The organism is Thiorhodovibrio frisius, from assembly GCF_033954835.1.
GTDB classification, from domain to species: Bacteria; Pseudomonadota; Gammaproteobacteria; order Chromatiales; family Chromatiaceae; genus Thiorhodovibrio; species Thiorhodovibrio frisius.
In genome coordinates this window covers 4,034,406-4,050,219 of the sequence record NZ_CP121471.1, presented here as the reverse complement: position 1 = coordinate 4,050,219, position 15,814 = coordinate 4,034,406, and the positions used below count along the sequence as shown (strand labels likewise).

Here is a 15,814-nt window from a genome sequence, read left to right as displayed (position 1 = left end):
TGTGCAAGCCGGCAAAGCGGGGCTTGAGATGTGTCGGGCCTTGACGCGGATTGCTCAAGGAGGGTGAAAAGGCTGTTACAAGCGCACGGAACTTAGTCTATACCCGAGAGAAGAAATAAAAAAAGCCTGTCACAGTACTTGTTTAAGACGGTTTTATAATCTAAACTCGAAGCATCATTAACAAAGCCTGCCATCTTTAACGCCGCTGCATGCCATGTTCAACCTAGGTCGCAACAAACACGCCCTTCTCGGCATCGACATCAGCTCCACCTCAATCAAGCTGGTTGAGCTGGCGCGAACCGGCAGTTATTCCTCGGGCATGTACCGGGTCGAATCTTTCGCGCTTGAGCCTTTGCCGGTCGGGGCTGTGGTGGAGAAGAAAATCGCCGACGCTGAAGTGGTTGGTGGCGCTATCCAGAAAGCCCTACAGCGCTCGCGCTCAAAAACCCGGCAGGCTGCGGTGGCCGTGCCAGCCTCGGCCGCCATCACCAAGTCCATCGCTATGTCCGCCGAGTTGTCCGAAAGCGAGATGGAAGCACAAATCCAACTCGAGGCGGATCAGTATATCCCCTATCCGCTCGAGGAAGTGAATCTTGACTTCGACATTCTAGGGCCCTCCGCAGTCTCCTCGGGCATGGTTGATGTCTTGCTGGCCGCTTCCCGACGCGAAAATGTCGACGACCGGGTTGCCGCGCTCGAATTCGCCGGGCTCACGGCCGAGGTGGTGGATATTGAGACCTATGCGATGGAAAACGCCTGCGCGCTGCAACTGGCCAACATAGACGACGCACTGGAAGCCAAAATCATCGCCGTCGCCGACGTTGGGGCCACCACCACAACCCTGCACGTACTCCATGGCGGAGCCATTGTATACACGCGCGAGCAGAATTTCGGTGGCAATCAGTTGCTCTCTGATTTGCAACGGCGCTATGACCTGTCGGTTGAAGAAGCGCTAGCAGGACTCAATCAACCGGCGGCGGCACAGCCAAACCTGCTGGCCAAGGGCGGGCTACCCGAGAATGCTGAAACTGAAGTCGTAGGTCCTTTCAAGGAGGCGCTGGCCCAACAGGTGAGCAGAGCCTTGCAGTTTTTCTACTCGGCAAGCAGTTTCGGTCGCACGGATCAGCTCATACTGGCTGGTGGCGCCGCACGTTTGCTCAATATCGCCGATCTGGTCGAGCAACGACTCGGTTTCCCGGTGCAGGTGGCAAACCCCTTCGAGGACATGGCGCTTGCCCGTGGCGTGGATCGCGATGGCCTGGAGCGCGCCGCACCAGGCATGATGATTGCCGTCGGGCTGGCGCTGCGAGGGTTTAACTAAATGGCCAGAATCAATCTTCTGCCCTGGCGCGAAGCGCGCCGCCAGCGCCGTCAGCGCGACTTTATCTCGGCCGTTATCGCGGCCGTGGTGGTGACCCTGCTTGCGGGCATTGCGGTGCAGATGCAGTACTCGCACATGATCGAGAATCAGAATCGGCGCAACGATTTTCTCACCGCCGAGATTCGCAAACTCGACGAGATCATTAAAGAAATTGAGCGACTGGATGCCATGAAGCAGGATCTGCTCGCGCGCATGAACATCATCCAAAAGCTACAGGAAAGTCGGCCCGAAATCGTGCGACTCTTCGACGAGATGGTGCGCGTGATGCCAGAGGGCGTTTTTTTGGTCGATCTAAAACAAGATGGCAGCACTGTGACCATTAGTGGCCGAGCACAGTCGAACGCGCGAGTCTCGGCGTTGATGCGCAACATTGAGGATTCCGACTGGATTGGCTCGCCGCAGCTTCTCCTCATTGAAAACAAAGACCAGACAGGCACAGGTCTGTCGCATTTTCGCCTGAGCTTCAAGCAGCAGCGGAAGAAACCGGACGCGGCAGAGGCAGGTTAGGGCAAAGCAAAGTGGCTGTGGTGATATCTTCAGGCGTCGAATCATTGCGCAGCGAGTGACAGCATGGATATCAATCAACTCAACGAAATCGATTTCAACAACCTTGGTGAGGCTCCCATTGGGGTCAAGGCAGTGTTGATTGTGCTGTTGTGCGCGGGCATCGGCTATGGCTGGTATCACTTCAACACCAGCAAGCAGATCGAGCAACTCGAGGCGGCCCAGCGCAAGGAAAGCGAGCTGAAGCAAACCTTTGAAACAAAGCAGAAAAAGGCCGCCAATCTCGATGCCTACAAGATGCAGCTGGCCGAGATGGACGAATCCTTCGGCGCGCTGCTCAAGCGGCTGCCGAATGAGACCGAGGTGGATGATCTATTGATCGATGTCTCCCAAACGGGCCTTGCTGCTGGGCTGGAATTCCAATTTTTTAAGCCCACGGGCGAACAGAAACGGGACTTTTACGCCGAATATCCGATTCAGATCAGTGTCACTGGCAAGTACCACCAGTTCGGCGAGTTTGTCAGTGGCCTAGCGGCTTTGCCGCGAATTGTGACCATTCACAATATTTCCACCAACGGCGATAGTTTGAGCGCGACCGTCAAGACCTATCGCTACCTGGAAGAGAACGCCCTGCAATGAGGATTCCAGCCCGCCTTGTCTTTGCGACGGCCTTGAGTGCCACGCTCGGTCTTGCCGCCTGTGGTGATGCCAATCTGTGGGAAGTGCAGGGCTTTGTTGACGATGCCAAACAAAAGCCCGCACCGCCGCTGGAGCCGGTACCGCAGATTAAGCAGGTGGAGAACTTTATTTACGACCCCGATGGCCGGCGCAGTCCCTTTGTGATGGACGAGCAGAGCGCGGAGGCGGTCATACCCGAAAGCGCCAACGGCACAGGCCCCGCGCCGGACCCGCTTAGGAGCAAAGAGGTGCTTGAGCAGTATTCGCTCGACTCCCTGCGCATGGTCGGAACCCTGGATCAGAACGATACGAACTGGGGCCTGATCACCTCTCCGGACGGTATTTTGCATCGGGTCACGGTGGGGAACTACCTGGGGCGCAACTATGGTCGCGTGACCAGTATCAGTCAGCAGGGCATCCAGTTGATGGAACTCATCAACGAGGGTGTGAACGAATGGGTTGAACGCCAAGCCTCGATCAAGCTCAGCGAATGATCGACCGGAGATTTTCGCCATGACCAGACGCAAGACAGAGATACACTCAACCCATGGGTTTGAACGCAGGCGTTTTCGAGGTGCCGCCAGCGCGTGCCTTGATGGTAGCCGGCCTGTCCTTCGGCCCTTCCTACTGTTCGGCCTGTTGTTGCCTCTGGCAGCTGGGGCGGCGACGCTGCTTGAGGATGTCGAATTCTCGTCCTTGCCGGGCAATGCCGTCGAGGTCGATCTGATCTTCTCGGGCACACCGCCGACGGCAACGGATTTCGCCACCGACAATCCGGCGCGCATCGCCATTGATCTGCCCGATGTCACCACCGATCTGACCAGCAAGGAAGTGCCGATCGGGATTGGCGTCGCCCAGAGTCTGAACGCTATTCAGGCCGGCAGTCGCACCAGGGTGGTGCTGAATCTGGCCGATGCGGTGCCTTACAAGCTCAGAACCGATGGAAACCGCATTATTGTCGGCCTGAATATGCCTGCTGCGGATGTCGTGACGGAAGTGGATCTTGCCGATGAGGATTTGCGACCTGGTGACTCCCCAGCAGGAGAAACAGCCGACACCGCGGCCACCGGAGACCTAATTCCGCCGGCGGAGGTCGCACCTGAAATGCCGCGCCAGATCGGCGCCTTGCGCACCTCTCGCTTCGGGCGCGAAGCAGCATCCAACCGCCGTGCCGCGCTCAAGAATATCGACTTTCGCCGCGGCGCCGATGGTGCCGGGCGGGTGCTGATCAGTCTGCCCTCGGCCAGTACGCCGGTGAATGTGCGCGAACAAGGTGACTCTGTTGTGGTGGATATCGGCAATACCCAGCTGCCGCAGCGGTTGTTCCGCCGGCTCGACGTGGTTGACTTTGCCACTCCCGTGGTCGCGGTGGAGTCGCGCGCCGAGGGTGAGGACATCCAGGTCAAGATCGATACCACCGAGGACTACGACTATCTGGCCTACCAAAGCGACAACCTCTTCACGGTCGAATTCCGCGCCTTGACGCCGGCTGAGAAGGAACAGCTCGAGCGCGACAAGGTCGTCTACGATGGCGACCGCTTGTCGCTGAATTTCCAGGATATCGAAGTGCGCGCCGTGCTCCAGTTGCTGGCCGACTTCACCGGCCTGAATCTGGTCGCCAGCGACACCGTGCGCGGCAACATTACCCTGCGCCTGCAAAATGTTCCCTGGGATCAGGCCTTGGACATTGTGCTCAAGACCAAGGGTTTGTCCATGCGCCAGACTGGCAATGTGGTCATGGTCGCGCCGACCCAGGAAATTGCCGCCCAGGAGAAACTGGAGCTTGAATCCATCCAGCAGATTGAGGAGCTTGCTCCGCTGCGCTCCGAGTTCATTCAGGTCAATTACGCCAAGGCAGGAGATCTCGCGTCCCTGATCAAATCCGAGGGCAATAACCTTCTATCTGAGCGCGGCGCCGTCACCGTCGATCAGCGCACCAATACGCTGTTGGTGCAGGATACCGGCAACAAGCTCGAGGAAATCCGCGCACTGGTATTGCGACTGGATATCCCTGTGCGACAGGTGCTGGTCGAGTCACGCGTGGTGATTGCGGATAACAACTTCTCGCGGGATTTGGGGGTGCGGTTTGGTGTATCGGGGTCGATGGGTAACATTGGGAGCAACGAGCTGATGATTTCCGGTTCGCAGCAAGGCAATATCGATGATAGCGGTACGCTAGACATGGGAGGGTTCATGGGCATTTACGGAGCGCCTGACTCACCGGTGAATTCCACTATCATTACGGAAAATGATGCGGCGGGGTTGATGGTCAGTCTCCCCGCCGGCACTCCCTCGGGCGCGGTGAACTTCCTGCTCGGAAAAGTCGGTTCGCATCTGTTGCAGCTCGAATTGTCGGCCATGCAGACGGAAGGTCGCGGCGAGATCGTTTCCGCCCCTCGGGTGGTCACCTCGGATGGGCATCAGGCGACGATCAAACTGGGCAAGGAGATTCCCTATCAGCAAGAGGCCGGTGGTCTTGGCGGCGGAACGACCGTCGCTTTTAAGGAGGCCCTGTTGAAACTGGACGTCACTCCGCAGATCACGCCCGATGATCGCATTATCATGGATCTCGTGGTCAACAAAGATAATCCGGATTACACGAGAGAAAGAAACGGTGTTCCGCCGATCGATACGCGATCTGTGGAAACTTCGGTCTTAGTCAATAACGGCGAAACCGTTGTTCTTGGTGGGGTGTTTGAAGGCGATAAGACCTTTAGTCGCGAACAGGTGCCTTGGCTGGGGGATATTCCCGTCCTGGGAAATCTGTTCAAGACAACGGGTCGTCGGGAGATCAACTCGGAGCTTCTGATCTTTGTGACGCCAAAAATTCTCAAAGGTGGCCTGGCTGGGGGCTAGTGGTGCAGCGGACTGGTGATGCTGCGGAAAAGTGTCCCAGCCTGCGAGCGGTGCACAGACAATCATTAAATAAGGGTCCAACAAGACCCTTGGTCGCAGGGCGGCTGGATTCGTTGAGTTGCTACCTTTGCCATCTAACGCGTCTCAAGGGCATGGTGACGCTCTTGCCAGGGATGCCATTTGCCAGGCGAATGGCGACGGATAGGGATTGTTCCGAATGAGTCGAGCCGTTGCGCACGTCGGTTTCGCTGCCCCTAGCGGGACCGGCAAGACCACCCTGCTGACGCGGCTGCTCCCGGTGCTGCGCGCGCGCGGTCTGCGCTTGGGTTACCTCAAGCACGCCCATCATGGCTTTGATCTCGACACTCCAGGTAAGGACAGTTACCTGTTGCGCGAGGCCGGCGCGAGCGCCGTGCTGATCGCTTCCTCCCGGCGCTGGGCCCTGATGCAGGAGGGTTTGCCCGAAAGTGAGCGGGCAGAACATCGGGCGGCCTCGGCAACAGGCCAAGACGCCCCCCGGCTGTTCGATTCCCTGCTGTCGCGTTTTGACCCGCATGTCACCGACCTGGTGCTGATTGAAGGCTGGCATGGTGCGTCCTTCCCGCGCATTGCGGTGCATCGGACTGCCTCTGGGCTGGCGTTCTCGCGCTTTGATGATCCCGATCTGATTGCCGTGGCGACCGACGCGCCCGAACAAGTGCCGGGCAGTTTGCCGAAGCTTGCGCTTGGCGAGCCGGAAGTGATCGCCGATTTCATTCTGAATCACCCGCGCGTCGGTCTGAGCGCCAGTGAATCTCCCGCGCCTTCCCGCTCTTTCCATGACCTATCCCCTGCCTGCGCGCCATCCAATCCGCGCGAGCAATTGGTGTTTTACTATGGCCTGTTGCGGCGCCATGGCTATAACGATGCGCAATCGGGCAATGCCTCGGTGCGCACAGACAATGGGTTTCTGATCACCCCCACCGGTGCCGGCGGCGATGATCTTTCCCCTCATGAGCTGGTGGCCTGTCCGCTAAGTGGCCCCATACCCGAGGGCGCGTCATTTGATAGCCTGCTGCATCAGCTTGTTTATTTGAACCAGCCCGAGGCGAGGGCGATTCTGCACAGCCACGGTCCTTATTCGATTGCAGCAAGTTGCGGCCCCGGGGGGGGCTTCATGCCGGTGGATTTTGAGGGCAAGCACTATTTCTCTCAGGTGCCGATCGTGCCTATACCCGACAGCTTCGAGGACTACATCCGCGATGTGCCTCGGCGGGTGTCATCGGCGCTGAGCGCTTCCCCGATTGCTATGGTGTCTAGTCATGGTGTGTATGCCTGGGGCCGAACCCTGCGCGAAGCCTACCGCTGGACGGGCGCGCTGGAGCATTCGGCGCAAATCAAGCATTTGCTGACTGGCGGGGCCTCCCAGTCCTGCGGGTGCTCTTAAGATTCCTGAAAGCCAGGGCGCTTGTCGGGGCAGGTTAATTGGCCCCTGCATGGCAGGGTGCGGTCAGCATCTCTCCACTCACACCGCAGCTCTCGGGCCCAAGCAGATACAAAAAGCTCGGGGTAACCGAATCGGGAGGCGGGTTGTTGCCGGGATTCTCTCCCGGATAGAGCACCCGGCGCATGGCGGTGTTCAGAATGCCAGGGTCCAGGCTGTTGAAACGAATCGGCTGCTCGGTTTGATTCTCCGCCGCCAGCACCTGCATCAGCCCCTCAAGACCGAATTTGGCTGCGGCAAAGGCGCCCCAGTAAGCCCGCCCTTGGCGGCCGACGCGATCAGCGGCGAACACCACGCTAGGGTCCGGTGCTGCGCGCAACAGCGGCAGACAAGCCTGAGTGAGCAAAAAGGGGGCGGTGAGGTTCACTCGCAGCACCCGCTCCCAGTCCTTTAACTCATAGTCATCAATGCGCGTCAGATAGGGCGCGAAGGCGGCGCAATGGGCGATGCCGTCGAGGCGCCCGAACTCGTTCCCTAGGGTGTCGGCAGCACCGGTGAAGAGCGTCTCGTCGCCTTTTTCCAGATCAAGCGGGAAACTGGCCGGCTGGGGCGCGCCGCTCGCTTCGATCTCGTCATACAGGCCGTCGAGGTCGGTGTCCTCGTAGTCAACCAGCACTGCGGTGGCGCCATGGCGGGCGCAAGCCAGGGCGACCGCACGGCCGAGACCCTCGGCGGCGCCAGTGATCAGAATCACGCGCTCGGCGAGCAGATTGGAGGAGGAAGGGGAAGAATCGGTGCTTGGGTTCATTGCGACAGAGGCTTGCGGGACAGGGCGGTCATGGATATGGGTGGATGGAGGTGGACCTGAGCCTGACTGATTAGGCTAGGCTAGGTCAAACCTTGGTGCTGGGGGCAGAAAAAACTCAGGCCGGACGTTGGCAACTCAGCAGGTAATTGACCGAGATATCCTTGGAGTCAAGGTGGTAGACCTGGGTCAGTGGGTTGTAGGTCATGCCGCTAATCTCATCGATTTGCAAGTCGGCGGCGCGGGCAAAACGCGCCAGCTCAGATGGGCGCAGAAAACGCGTGTAGTCATGCGTGCCTTTGGGCAGCATGTTTAGCAGATACTCAGCCCCCAGCACCGCGAACAGATAGGACTTGGGGTTGCGGTTGAGCGTGGAGAAAAACAGATATCCGCCAGGTCGCACCAGCCGGGCGCAAGCGCGCACAACCGAGGCAGGCTCTGGCACATGCTCGAGTAGCTCCATGCAGGTGATGACATCAAAGCTTGCGGGTGTTTCCTCGGCCAGGGCCTCGGCCGAGGTCTGACGGTAGTCGACTTGCACGCCGGTCTCAAGCGTATGCAACTCGGCAATGCGCAACGGCATCTCGCCCATGTCGATGCCAGTCACCTTGGCCCCCCGCGCTGCCATGGCCTCGGACAGAATGCCACCGCCGCAGCCGACATCCAGCACTTGTTTGCCCTGGAGTTCGACCTTGCGTTCGATAAAGGCTAGGCGCAGCGGGTTGATGTCGTGCAGGGTCTTGAATTCGCTGTCCGGGTCCCACCAGCGCGCGGCCAGTTGCTCGAACTTGCTGATTTCGGCGTGATCCACGTTCGCGCTTGCTTGCGTCATAAGTATTGGAATTCTCTAGCGGTAGTTTTTTGCGGTCTGACGGTTGGCTGGCCCATAGTTTGGCACAAACCCCAAGAGTCGGCAGCGTCCCGATTTGATCGAAAAATAAGCACTCAGTTGGAAGGCGCACATAATTATCGAAAAAGCCAAGTCTTTGACGGCTTGTCCACAGGGGTTCTGGTCATCGGTGTGAAAATCTGAGTGTCTTGGCTGCCGCTATGACAGCAGCCATCACAGCTGCGAGGTTCCTGCAGCAAGATGACAGCAGGATCACAGAATTAGGAAAAGAATGATTCCCCCAAGCAGCAAGCGATAGAGCACGAAGGGCAGCATGCTGATGCGCTCGATCAGCCGCAGGAAAAAGTGAATGGTCACATAGGCCACCAGGGCGGAGATCATGGCACCGACACCTAACGCCAACCAGTCCACTGGCGTCGGGCTGGCCAGTAGCTCGCGGGTTTCCACCATGCCGGCGAGCAGAATAGTTGGAATCGACAGCAGAAAGGAGAATCTTGAGCTGGCCTCGCGTGTCAGGCCGAGCATCAGGCCGGCGGTCATGGTGATGCCCGAGCGCGAGGTGCCAGGAATAATGGCCAGCGTCTGGGCGCAGCCGATGGCCAATGCCGCCTTCCAGTCGAGCGCGTATTCGTCCTTGACTCGCCGGCCGCGCCAGTCGGCCAGCCACAGGAGCAGACCAAAACCAATGGTCGTGGCGGCAATCACCAGGGCGACCAAGTGCTCGTCCTCGCGCAAGACTTCCAGCAAGGCTTTGAGCGGCAGCCCAAGCAGCAACAGCGGCAGGGTGGCGACCACCAGCAACCAACCCAGGCGGCGCTCCTGCTGCGCCTGGGCATGCTGGGCGCGTCCGAGCATGGCGCCCGTCATGCCAATCAGCTCACGGCGAAAATAGAGCATCACGGCAGACAGGGTGCCCAGATGCACGGCGACATCGAAGGCCAGGCTCTGGAGTTCGTAGCCAAATAGCAAAGGGGCTAAAATCAAATGGGCCGAGCTTGAAATTGGCAGGAATTCGGTCAAGCCCTGGGCCAGGCTCAAAAGCGTGATCTGACTAAGATCCATGGGATGATGATCCTTGTGCTGAAGGCTAAAAGTCGCCCATTAAATAGCCTATTGTATTCGCAATGCCCATGACAATCGGGGCTAAAACGCATTGATGATGGGTAGATACCAATCGCAAACGAATGGTTTTCGGTCGGGTGACGGCCACGGGGGTCTCGGCGGTCCTTGATCGGATCAGGGACGCCGCCAGGAAGTAGCCTCTCTAGATGCAAATAGGGATGTATTCACGGCGTCCCTCGTGGCCGTCACTTGGCCCAAAACGCGCCGAAATTTCAAAGGGTTTCGGTATAGAATGCAAGCGACTGCTTTGAGTGAGCGACAAGCCCGTGGGGTCTGAAATGCAGGACGAAAACCAAGAGCCAGACGCGGCGGCCCAACCGGCGACAAGCGGCGAGACCGTTGCGCGTGTCATGACGGGCCTCAATATGCTGCGCGGTCGCGCCGAGCTACCCAGAGCCGAGCCCTCTGGTGGCGACCGGGACGGGGCATTTGATTCTGATTCAGCCGCTTTCGTCAATGAAAATGCCATGACAGCGCGTCTGAATGCCTTTGTCGATGCCGCCGAGCGCGCGCTCGAACAAGTCATCGACAATGATGCGCGCTTGCCGGCGGCACTGGTTCCCGCCGGCCTGGCCGAGAGCGACGCCAGCGGCGTGCCGGTGCCGTCCGAAACCGGCATTGCCGCCTTGCCGAGCATGCAGTGCGGGCTCGCGGCCCTGCGGCTCGAGGTGCGGATGCTGATTAACGGCGCGGACGATTTTGCCACCGATCCGCAGGATCAAACCCGCTTTGAGCGTCTTGACAAGCGCCTGATTCATGCACAAAAGACGCTCGCGGAGTTCTCAACCCTGCGCGAGCGAGCGGAAGAGGAATTGGCAGAGTATCTTAACGGCTCAGCGCCCGATCAAGGAGATTCGGCAGAAGAGCCTGAGCCAGAACCTGAGCCAGAACCTGAGCCAGAACCTGAGCCAGAACCTGAGCCAGAACTTGAGCCAGAGTCCGAGCCAGAACTAGAGGCGGAGCTGGAATCAGAACTCGATCTGGAACTAGAGGCCGAGCTGGAATCAGAACTTGAGCCAGAACTAGAGTCCCAGCCGGAACTGAAGCCGGAACCCGAACCTGAGCCAGAGCCAGAGCCCGAACCTGAGCCAGAGCCCGAACCTGAGCCGGAGCCCGAACCTGAGCCGGAGCCCGAACCTGAGCCGGAGCCCGAACCTGAGCCGGAGCCCGAACCTGAGCCGGAGCCCGAACCTGAGCCCGAACCTGAGCCTGAGCCTGAGCCTGAGCCTGAGCCTGAGCCTGAGCCAGAACAAGAGCCAGAACAAGAGCCAGAAAATACGGCAACTGTTGAACCAGAGGCTCCGTTCGTCAGTGCGTCTGACAAGGCAGAAATTGCCTCGGTTGCCACTGCGCTATTTGCCGCGACGGGCATGGATAAGCCGGAAGTGCCGGCGGTGCCTGATGATTCGCGATTAGACCAGGATGACGCACCCTTATCCCCGCCCGCATCCGAGCCGGAACCGATGCCACAGCCAACCCAAGTCGAGCCGCAGGAGGATGCAGCCATGGCGCAACCAAAAGACGAGGTCACCGACGCCAGGGGCGCGGATGATAGCCGCATGCCACAAGATCTTTCGGCGATGACGGCTGCAATGGCTTCAGAAGATGATGCCATTGACCTCGCCGAGGCCGAGGAGTTGGCCGATGTTTTCGATGAACTCGACGACCAGCGTGATGACGCGCCCAGGGATCAGCCGATTGATAATGTCCCCGATCTGGACCAGGGCCATGGCCAGGATCAGGCCATGGATCACCTAGGTGATCCGTCATCGCAGGATGCGCCGAGCCCTGAAGCACTGACGGCTGAAGAGACCTTTGCCCAGGCGTTATCCGCAGAGGAAGCGCCGTCAGCACCGCCTGCCGCAGAGGACGTGGTCGTTTCAGCTCCCGAGGAGCCCGAGGAGGATCTCTTCTCCTCGGAGCCGTCTCCGGGCAGCCTGACTGAAGAGCCGCCACCCGTTAGCCTGGAAGGCGAGCCCTCACCCGAGAGCGCAACCCAAGCGCCACTCAAGACGCCTACTCACCCGAATTGGAGCGGTGAACTCAAGCAACTCAAGCGCCACATGATGATGGGCTTGGGCGCGGTCACCGCTTTGGCCTTGGGCTTATTCGGGCTTGGTTGGTGGTTATTCGGCGCGGGAGCGGGCGCGACAGCAACAACAGGTGCGGCAGCGTCAGGACAGACCCCCGAGCTGGTGCAACAAGTTGAAGGCCGCCTCGCTGCCATTGAAGGCGACTTTGAGGCTGTGGATCAGCGTCTAAGCCGACTCGAGCAACAGGCCGCTGCTCTGACCGAGTACTTTGCCGGCTTTAACCGAGGTGCGCCTGCCATCTCTTCGGGGGGCAACCCGGCTTTCCCGCAAGCTCCGGCTGAGCCCTTGTCGGGGACGCCCGAGTTGCTGGCGAATCAGCCGCCGCTCGAGAACGCGCCGCCAGCAGATCTCCGTTCCGCGCCCACCGCCGCCGAGGTGACTGGAACACCAGACAATCAGGAGGCGGTCCAGACTGATGCGCAGCAGGCGGGGGCGGCAGAGACTCCAGTCCCATCCGCCGACACCTCGGGTATGGATGCGAATGCCTCGACGCCTTCTGAGGGTTCGGACATGCTGAGTCTGACCCCTGCGAGCAACAGTCTGGTGCTGAACTCCGTGCGCTACGGCATTCAGCTTGGCGCTTTTGGTCTTGAGGAAAGTGCGCGGCAGCTGGCGCGGGAGAAAAGCGCCGATGGCCAGTCGCTGTATTTCTTTCGTTCTGGTCCGAACGGGAAAATGATCGCGGTGATTCAGGGGCTGTATTCGACCAATCAAGAGGTGTCGGATGATCTGCTTGAGGCGCGCCGCAAATATCCAAAAGCCTGGCCGCGCCGCTTCGATCCCGGCGCTGAGCTGACCCTGTTTAACCCCGGCGCGGCGCAGTGATGGCATTAGCCTTCCCGCCATCGGAGGTAACAATCCGCCTAGTGATCATCGTGCTTGCGCTCTTGCTGCTCGGTGCTTGTAGCGGGCACGAGCAGGCCGAGGTGCTGGAACTCCAAGGGCGGACCATGGGGACCACCTACTCGGTGCAACTGGCCAATCCGCCGCCAGATATCGACCCTGCCGCTCTGCAGCAGTCCATCGCGGACGAACTGGCGCGCATCAATGCGCAAATGTCGACCTATGACCCCGACTCCAGCCTGTCGCGCTTCAACCAGTCGGGCTCAACCCATTGGTTTGCGGTGCCACCGGAACTGGCACAGGTGGTGGCAGAGGCGCGGCGGATCAGCCGGCTCAGTGATGGCGCCTTTGATGTCACTGTCGGGCGCCTGGTCAATCTGTGGGGCTTTGGGCCTGAGTTTCATCCGGATCGGATACCGACGCCCGAGGCGATTGCCAAGACACTGGCGGTGACGGGCTACCACAAGCTTGCTGTTCGCGCTGACCCGCCAGCGCTGTGCAAGACTCAGCCCGAGCTCTATGTCGATCTTTCCGCCATCGCCAAGGGCTATGCGGTGGACCGTTTGGCCGAGGTGTTGGCAGAGCGCGGTTTTGGTGACTATCTGGTCGAAGTGGGCGGCGAGCTGCGCGCCGCCGGCCAGCATCCCGAACGGCCCTGGCGTGTCGCTATCGAGCGCCCGGAGAGCAGCACGCGCGCGGTGTTCCGCGTGGTGCGTCTCAACGACATCGCCATGGCCACCTCGGGCGACTACCGCAATTTCTTCGAGCAGGATGGCAAGCTTTATTCTCACACCATCAATCCCCACAGGGGACGCCCGGTCGATCATCTGCTGGCGTCGGTGTCGGTGCTGGACGAAAGTTGCATGCGCGCCGACGCGCTGGCCACCGGGTTGCTGGTGCTAGGACCGGAGGACGGACTGGCGCTGGCCGAACAGCAGGGGATTGCGGCCTTTTTCATCGAGCGCTTGGAGTCAGGTTATCAGGCACACATGAGCAGCGCCTTCGAGCGCATCGCGGGTGCTAGCGAATCGCCGAATCCGTCCGCGCCATGATGCGGGCAAGGGATTGTCTGACTCGATTGCTCGGTACGGCAAAGCCAATGCCGATATTGCCGCCGCTGGGGCCGAGAAGGGCGGAGTTGATGCCGACTACTTCGCCGGCGAGATTGATCAGCGGGCCACCGGAGTTACCAGGGTTGATGGAGGCATCGGTCTGGATCAGATCCCCGAGTCGGTCGCCAGCGACGCCGGAGCGCCCGAGCGCACTGACAATGCCCGAGGTAACCGTCTGACCGAGCCCGAAGGGATTTCCGATCACAATGACGAAATCCCCGACCTCCAAGGCTTTGGAGTCGCCCCATCGCAGCCCGTCGATAGCCACCGGTGGAATGCGCAGCAGGGCGGTATCAGAGCCAGGGTCACGCCCGACCAGCTGTGCTTTGAAGTTGCGCCTGTCTTTCAAGGTGATGGTGATGTCGGTTGCGTTCTCGATGACATGCGCGTTGGTCAGCACCAGGCCGCGACGGCCGTCGATCAGAAAGCCGGAACCTACACTGCCGCGTTTCTCGGTGCCACCGCCCGCAGGTGGCAGCGGGATGTCGAAGTGCTCGAGAAAGCGGCGGAATTCTGGATCGCGCAGGAAGGGGTGGTCTTCGACTTTGACCTCCGAGACCACTGAGACATTAACCACCGCCGGAGTGATGCGCGCCAACATAGGCGCGAGCGAGGGATAGCCACCTCGGGCCTTGCGATAGAGGACGTCGGGCATCAGCGCGGGCGCGGACAGGGCCGCTGACGTTTCCGGCATCGGTGTTTGCGCGCTGGCTGCCGGATTGGTGGTTTGGCAGCCGGATGCGGTCAAGACGAGAAATGATAGCAGCAGCACGCCTGTGTGTTTCGCCCGCAGGCGACGGCGAGCGGGGTTTTCAGTCAATTTGCGATTGGCGGACACGCCCGAAAGACTAGCCGCGACGACTGGCTGGGTCATCGTGCTGGGCGTGCGAGGGTCGGCGTGTCCGCCAGGGCCTGCGCCAGGCGCCGGCGCAGGTCATAGGGCGCGGCCTGGTTGATCATCAGGCTAAAGGGCACCCAGCCCTGCGGGCGCTCGACAAAACCCGCGTAGCAGCTCACTGCGCTCAGGGTGCCGGTCTTGGCGCGCACTCGGGGCTCATTGTCCTGCTCTGGCAATAACTGGCGATAGTCGGCCAGGGCGCCCAGGAGTTCAATCATTTGCTCGCCGCTCAGACGGTTGCCGCGCGACAGCCCGGCGCCGTCCTCGATACGGAAATCCCGCCAGCCGAACTTCCTTCGCGCCCAATCTTCCATGTGCCGCTGCGCCTGCGCAAAACTGGTCTGTCCGGCCTGTTCGCCAAGCAGCAAGAACAGGTTATTGGCGACAAAGTTGTTGGAATACTCAAGCATGCTGCGGAGGACTTGCTCCAGGGTTCGGCTATTGGCATGCAGATGCAGCCGGTTGGCGCTTGCGGGCACCGAGCCCATGAGCACATCGCCCTCGACCTGAATGCCAGCCTGTTGCAGCTTGGCGGTCAAGACTTCGCCAAAATAGCTGAGCGCACTGGCTCGGGTGCCGAGATTGACGCGATGTTTGCCCCCCGCTAGTCCGGCACCCATGCGCCGGCCAGTGGCTGTTAGCGGAGTTTGCGGCTCGCCGCTGCGAATGCCGGCTTGCCCGATGGATAAATTGACTGTGTTGAAGTTGACCGCCAGAGCCGACAGCGGCGCGTCATAGGGGTTATTGCTGCGCGAGCGTCCGGGAACGCGCAAGTCGCTCGCATAGAGCCCGTCGTCGAGCCCGAGGCCGCGCACCCGGTTCAGCCCGCGCGCCTTGAGCGCCTGGACCAGAAGGTCGAGTTCCTCAGCGACCAGATAAGGGTCACCGCTGCCTTTGATCCACAGCCTTTGATTGCCATCGACCAGCACTTCGGTGGTGAAGTGATGCGACAGCCCCCAGCGCTCGATAGCCGCCAGCGCGGTGACCAGCTTCATGGTGGAGGCGGGGATCATAGGCTCGCTGGCGTGGCGGCTGATCAGGCGTTGTCTGGCGGGCCCGACGACCAGGCTTGCCTGGTCCATTGCGAGCACTTGCTCAATGGGGCCGGCCAGGCTCAGGGGTGCCCAGGCAAGCAGCGCGCTGAAGGCGAGCACGAGGGCGGAACGACGCCCAGTGCCGCACCCAGTGTCGCACCCAGTGTCAAAGTGGCGGTCATGCCGAGTCTTGTTGTGATTCATCGGGGTCTCTT

At 60.3% G+C, this 15,814-nt stretch carries 13 protein-coding genes; 8 read left to right on the top strand and 5 right to left on the bottom strand.

What is annotated here, in order from left to right; genetic code table 11:
• Positions 1-214 precede the first annotated feature (214 nt).
• From pilM to mobB, 6 genes are all read left to right on the top strand, one after another.
• The gene (gene pilM / locus Thiofri_RS18375; RefSeq protein WP_009147428.1) at positions 215-1,321 is read left to right on the top strand and encodes a type IV pilus assembly protein PilM; all 1,107 of its coding nucleotides are present in this window, start codon (positions 215-217) and stop codon (positions 1,319-1,321) included.
• Positions 1,322-1,888 (top strand): PilN domain-containing protein, encoded by a 567-nt coding sequence (locus tag Thiofri_RS18370; protein ID WP_009147429.1) that lies wholly within the window; start codon positions 1,322-1,324, stop codon positions 1,886-1,888.
• A 63-nt stretch (positions 1,889-1,951) separates the two neighbouring features.
• Positions 1,952-2,524 (top strand): type IV pilus inner membrane component PilO, encoded by a 573-nt coding sequence (locus Thiofri_RS18365; protein ID WP_009147430.1) that lies wholly within the window; start codon positions 1,952-1,954, stop codon positions 2,522-2,524.
• Positions 2,521-3,057 carry a pilus assembly protein PilP gene (locus Thiofri_RS18360; protein WP_009147431.1) on the top strand — a complete coding sequence of 179 codons (537 nt, stop codon included), beginning with the start codon at positions 2,521-2,523 and terminating at the stop codon, positions 3,055-3,057. The genes Thiofri_RS18365 and Thiofri_RS18360 overlap by 4 nt, the downstream gene beginning before the upstream one ends.
• 19 nt (positions 3,058-3,076) lie before the next feature.
• Positions 3,077-5,419: a type IV pilus secretin PilQ gene (gene pilQ, locus Thiofri_RS18355; protein WP_009147432.1), complete on the top strand. Its 2,343-nt coding sequence runs from the start codon at positions 3,077-3,079 to the stop codon at positions 5,417-5,419.
• Positions 5,420-5,636: 217 nt separating this feature from the next.
• Positions 5,637-6,845, top strand: coding sequence for a molybdopterin-guanine dinucleotide biosynthesis protein B (mobB, locus tag Thiofri_RS18350; RefSeq protein WP_009147433.1), 1,209 nt, complete (start codon positions 5,637-5,639; stop codon positions 6,843-6,845).
• A gap of 34 nt (positions 6,846-6,879) precedes the next feature.
• On the opposite strand, the gene Thiofri_RS18345 is transcribed toward mobB, so the two are convergent.
• The 3 genes from Thiofri_RS18345 to Thiofri_RS18335 form a co-directional block, all read right to left on the bottom strand.
• Positions 6,880-7,650, bottom strand: coding sequence for an SDR family NAD(P)-dependent oxidoreductase (locus Thiofri_RS18345; protein ID WP_009147434.1), 771 nt, complete (start codon positions 7,648-7,650; stop codon positions 6,880-6,882).
• A gap of 115 nt (positions 7,651-7,765) precedes the next feature.
• Positions 7,766-8,479 (bottom strand): bifunctional 2-polyprenyl-6-hydroxyphenol methylase/3-demethylubiquinol 3-O-methyltransferase UbiG, encoded by a 714-nt coding sequence (gene ubiG, locus Thiofri_RS18340; protein WP_009147435.1) that lies wholly within the window; start codon positions 8,477-8,479, stop codon positions 7,766-7,768.
• Between the two features lie 270 nt (positions 8,480-8,749).
• Positions 8,750-9,559, bottom strand: coding sequence for an undecaprenyl-diphosphate phosphatase (locus tag Thiofri_RS18335; protein ID WP_009147436.1), 810 nt, complete (start codon positions 9,557-9,559; stop codon positions 8,750-8,752).
• 311 nt (positions 9,560-9,870) lie between these two features.
• On the opposite strand from Thiofri_RS18335, the gene Thiofri_RS24875 reads away from it, so the two are divergent.
• Together Thiofri_RS24875 and Thiofri_RS18320 are read left to right on the top strand one after the other, a co-directional pair.
• Positions 9,871-12,537, top strand: a complete 2,667-nt coding sequence (locus Thiofri_RS24875) for an SPOR domain-containing protein (RefSeq protein ID WP_407702914.1) — start codon at positions 9,871-9,873, stop codon at positions 12,535-12,537.
• On the top strand, positions 12,537-13,607 hold the full coding sequence (locus Thiofri_RS18320; protein ID WP_009147437.1) for an FAD:protein FMN transferase: 1,071 nt from the start codon (positions 12,537-12,539) through the stop codon (positions 13,605-13,607). The genes Thiofri_RS24875 and Thiofri_RS18320 overlap by 1 nt, the downstream gene beginning before the upstream one ends.
• Here Thiofri_RS18320 and Thiofri_RS18315 read toward each other — a convergent pair.
• A complete protein-coding gene (locus Thiofri_RS18315; RefSeq protein ID WP_009147438.1) occupies positions 13,576-14,541 on the bottom strand; it encodes a trypsin-like peptidase domain-containing protein in 966 nt (321 codons plus the stop codon). The genes Thiofri_RS18320 and Thiofri_RS18315 overlap by 32 nt on opposite strands.
• Positions 14,538-15,803: a D-alanyl-D-alanine carboxypeptidase/D-alanyl-D-alanine-endopeptidase gene (locus Thiofri_RS18310; protein ID WP_009147439.1), complete on the bottom strand. Its 1,266-nt coding sequence runs from the start codon at positions 15,801-15,803 to the stop codon at positions 14,538-14,540. Before Thiofri_RS18310 ends, Thiofri_RS18315 begins: the two co-directional genes overlap by 4 nt.
• Positions 15,804-15,814: the final 11 nt, after the last annotated feature.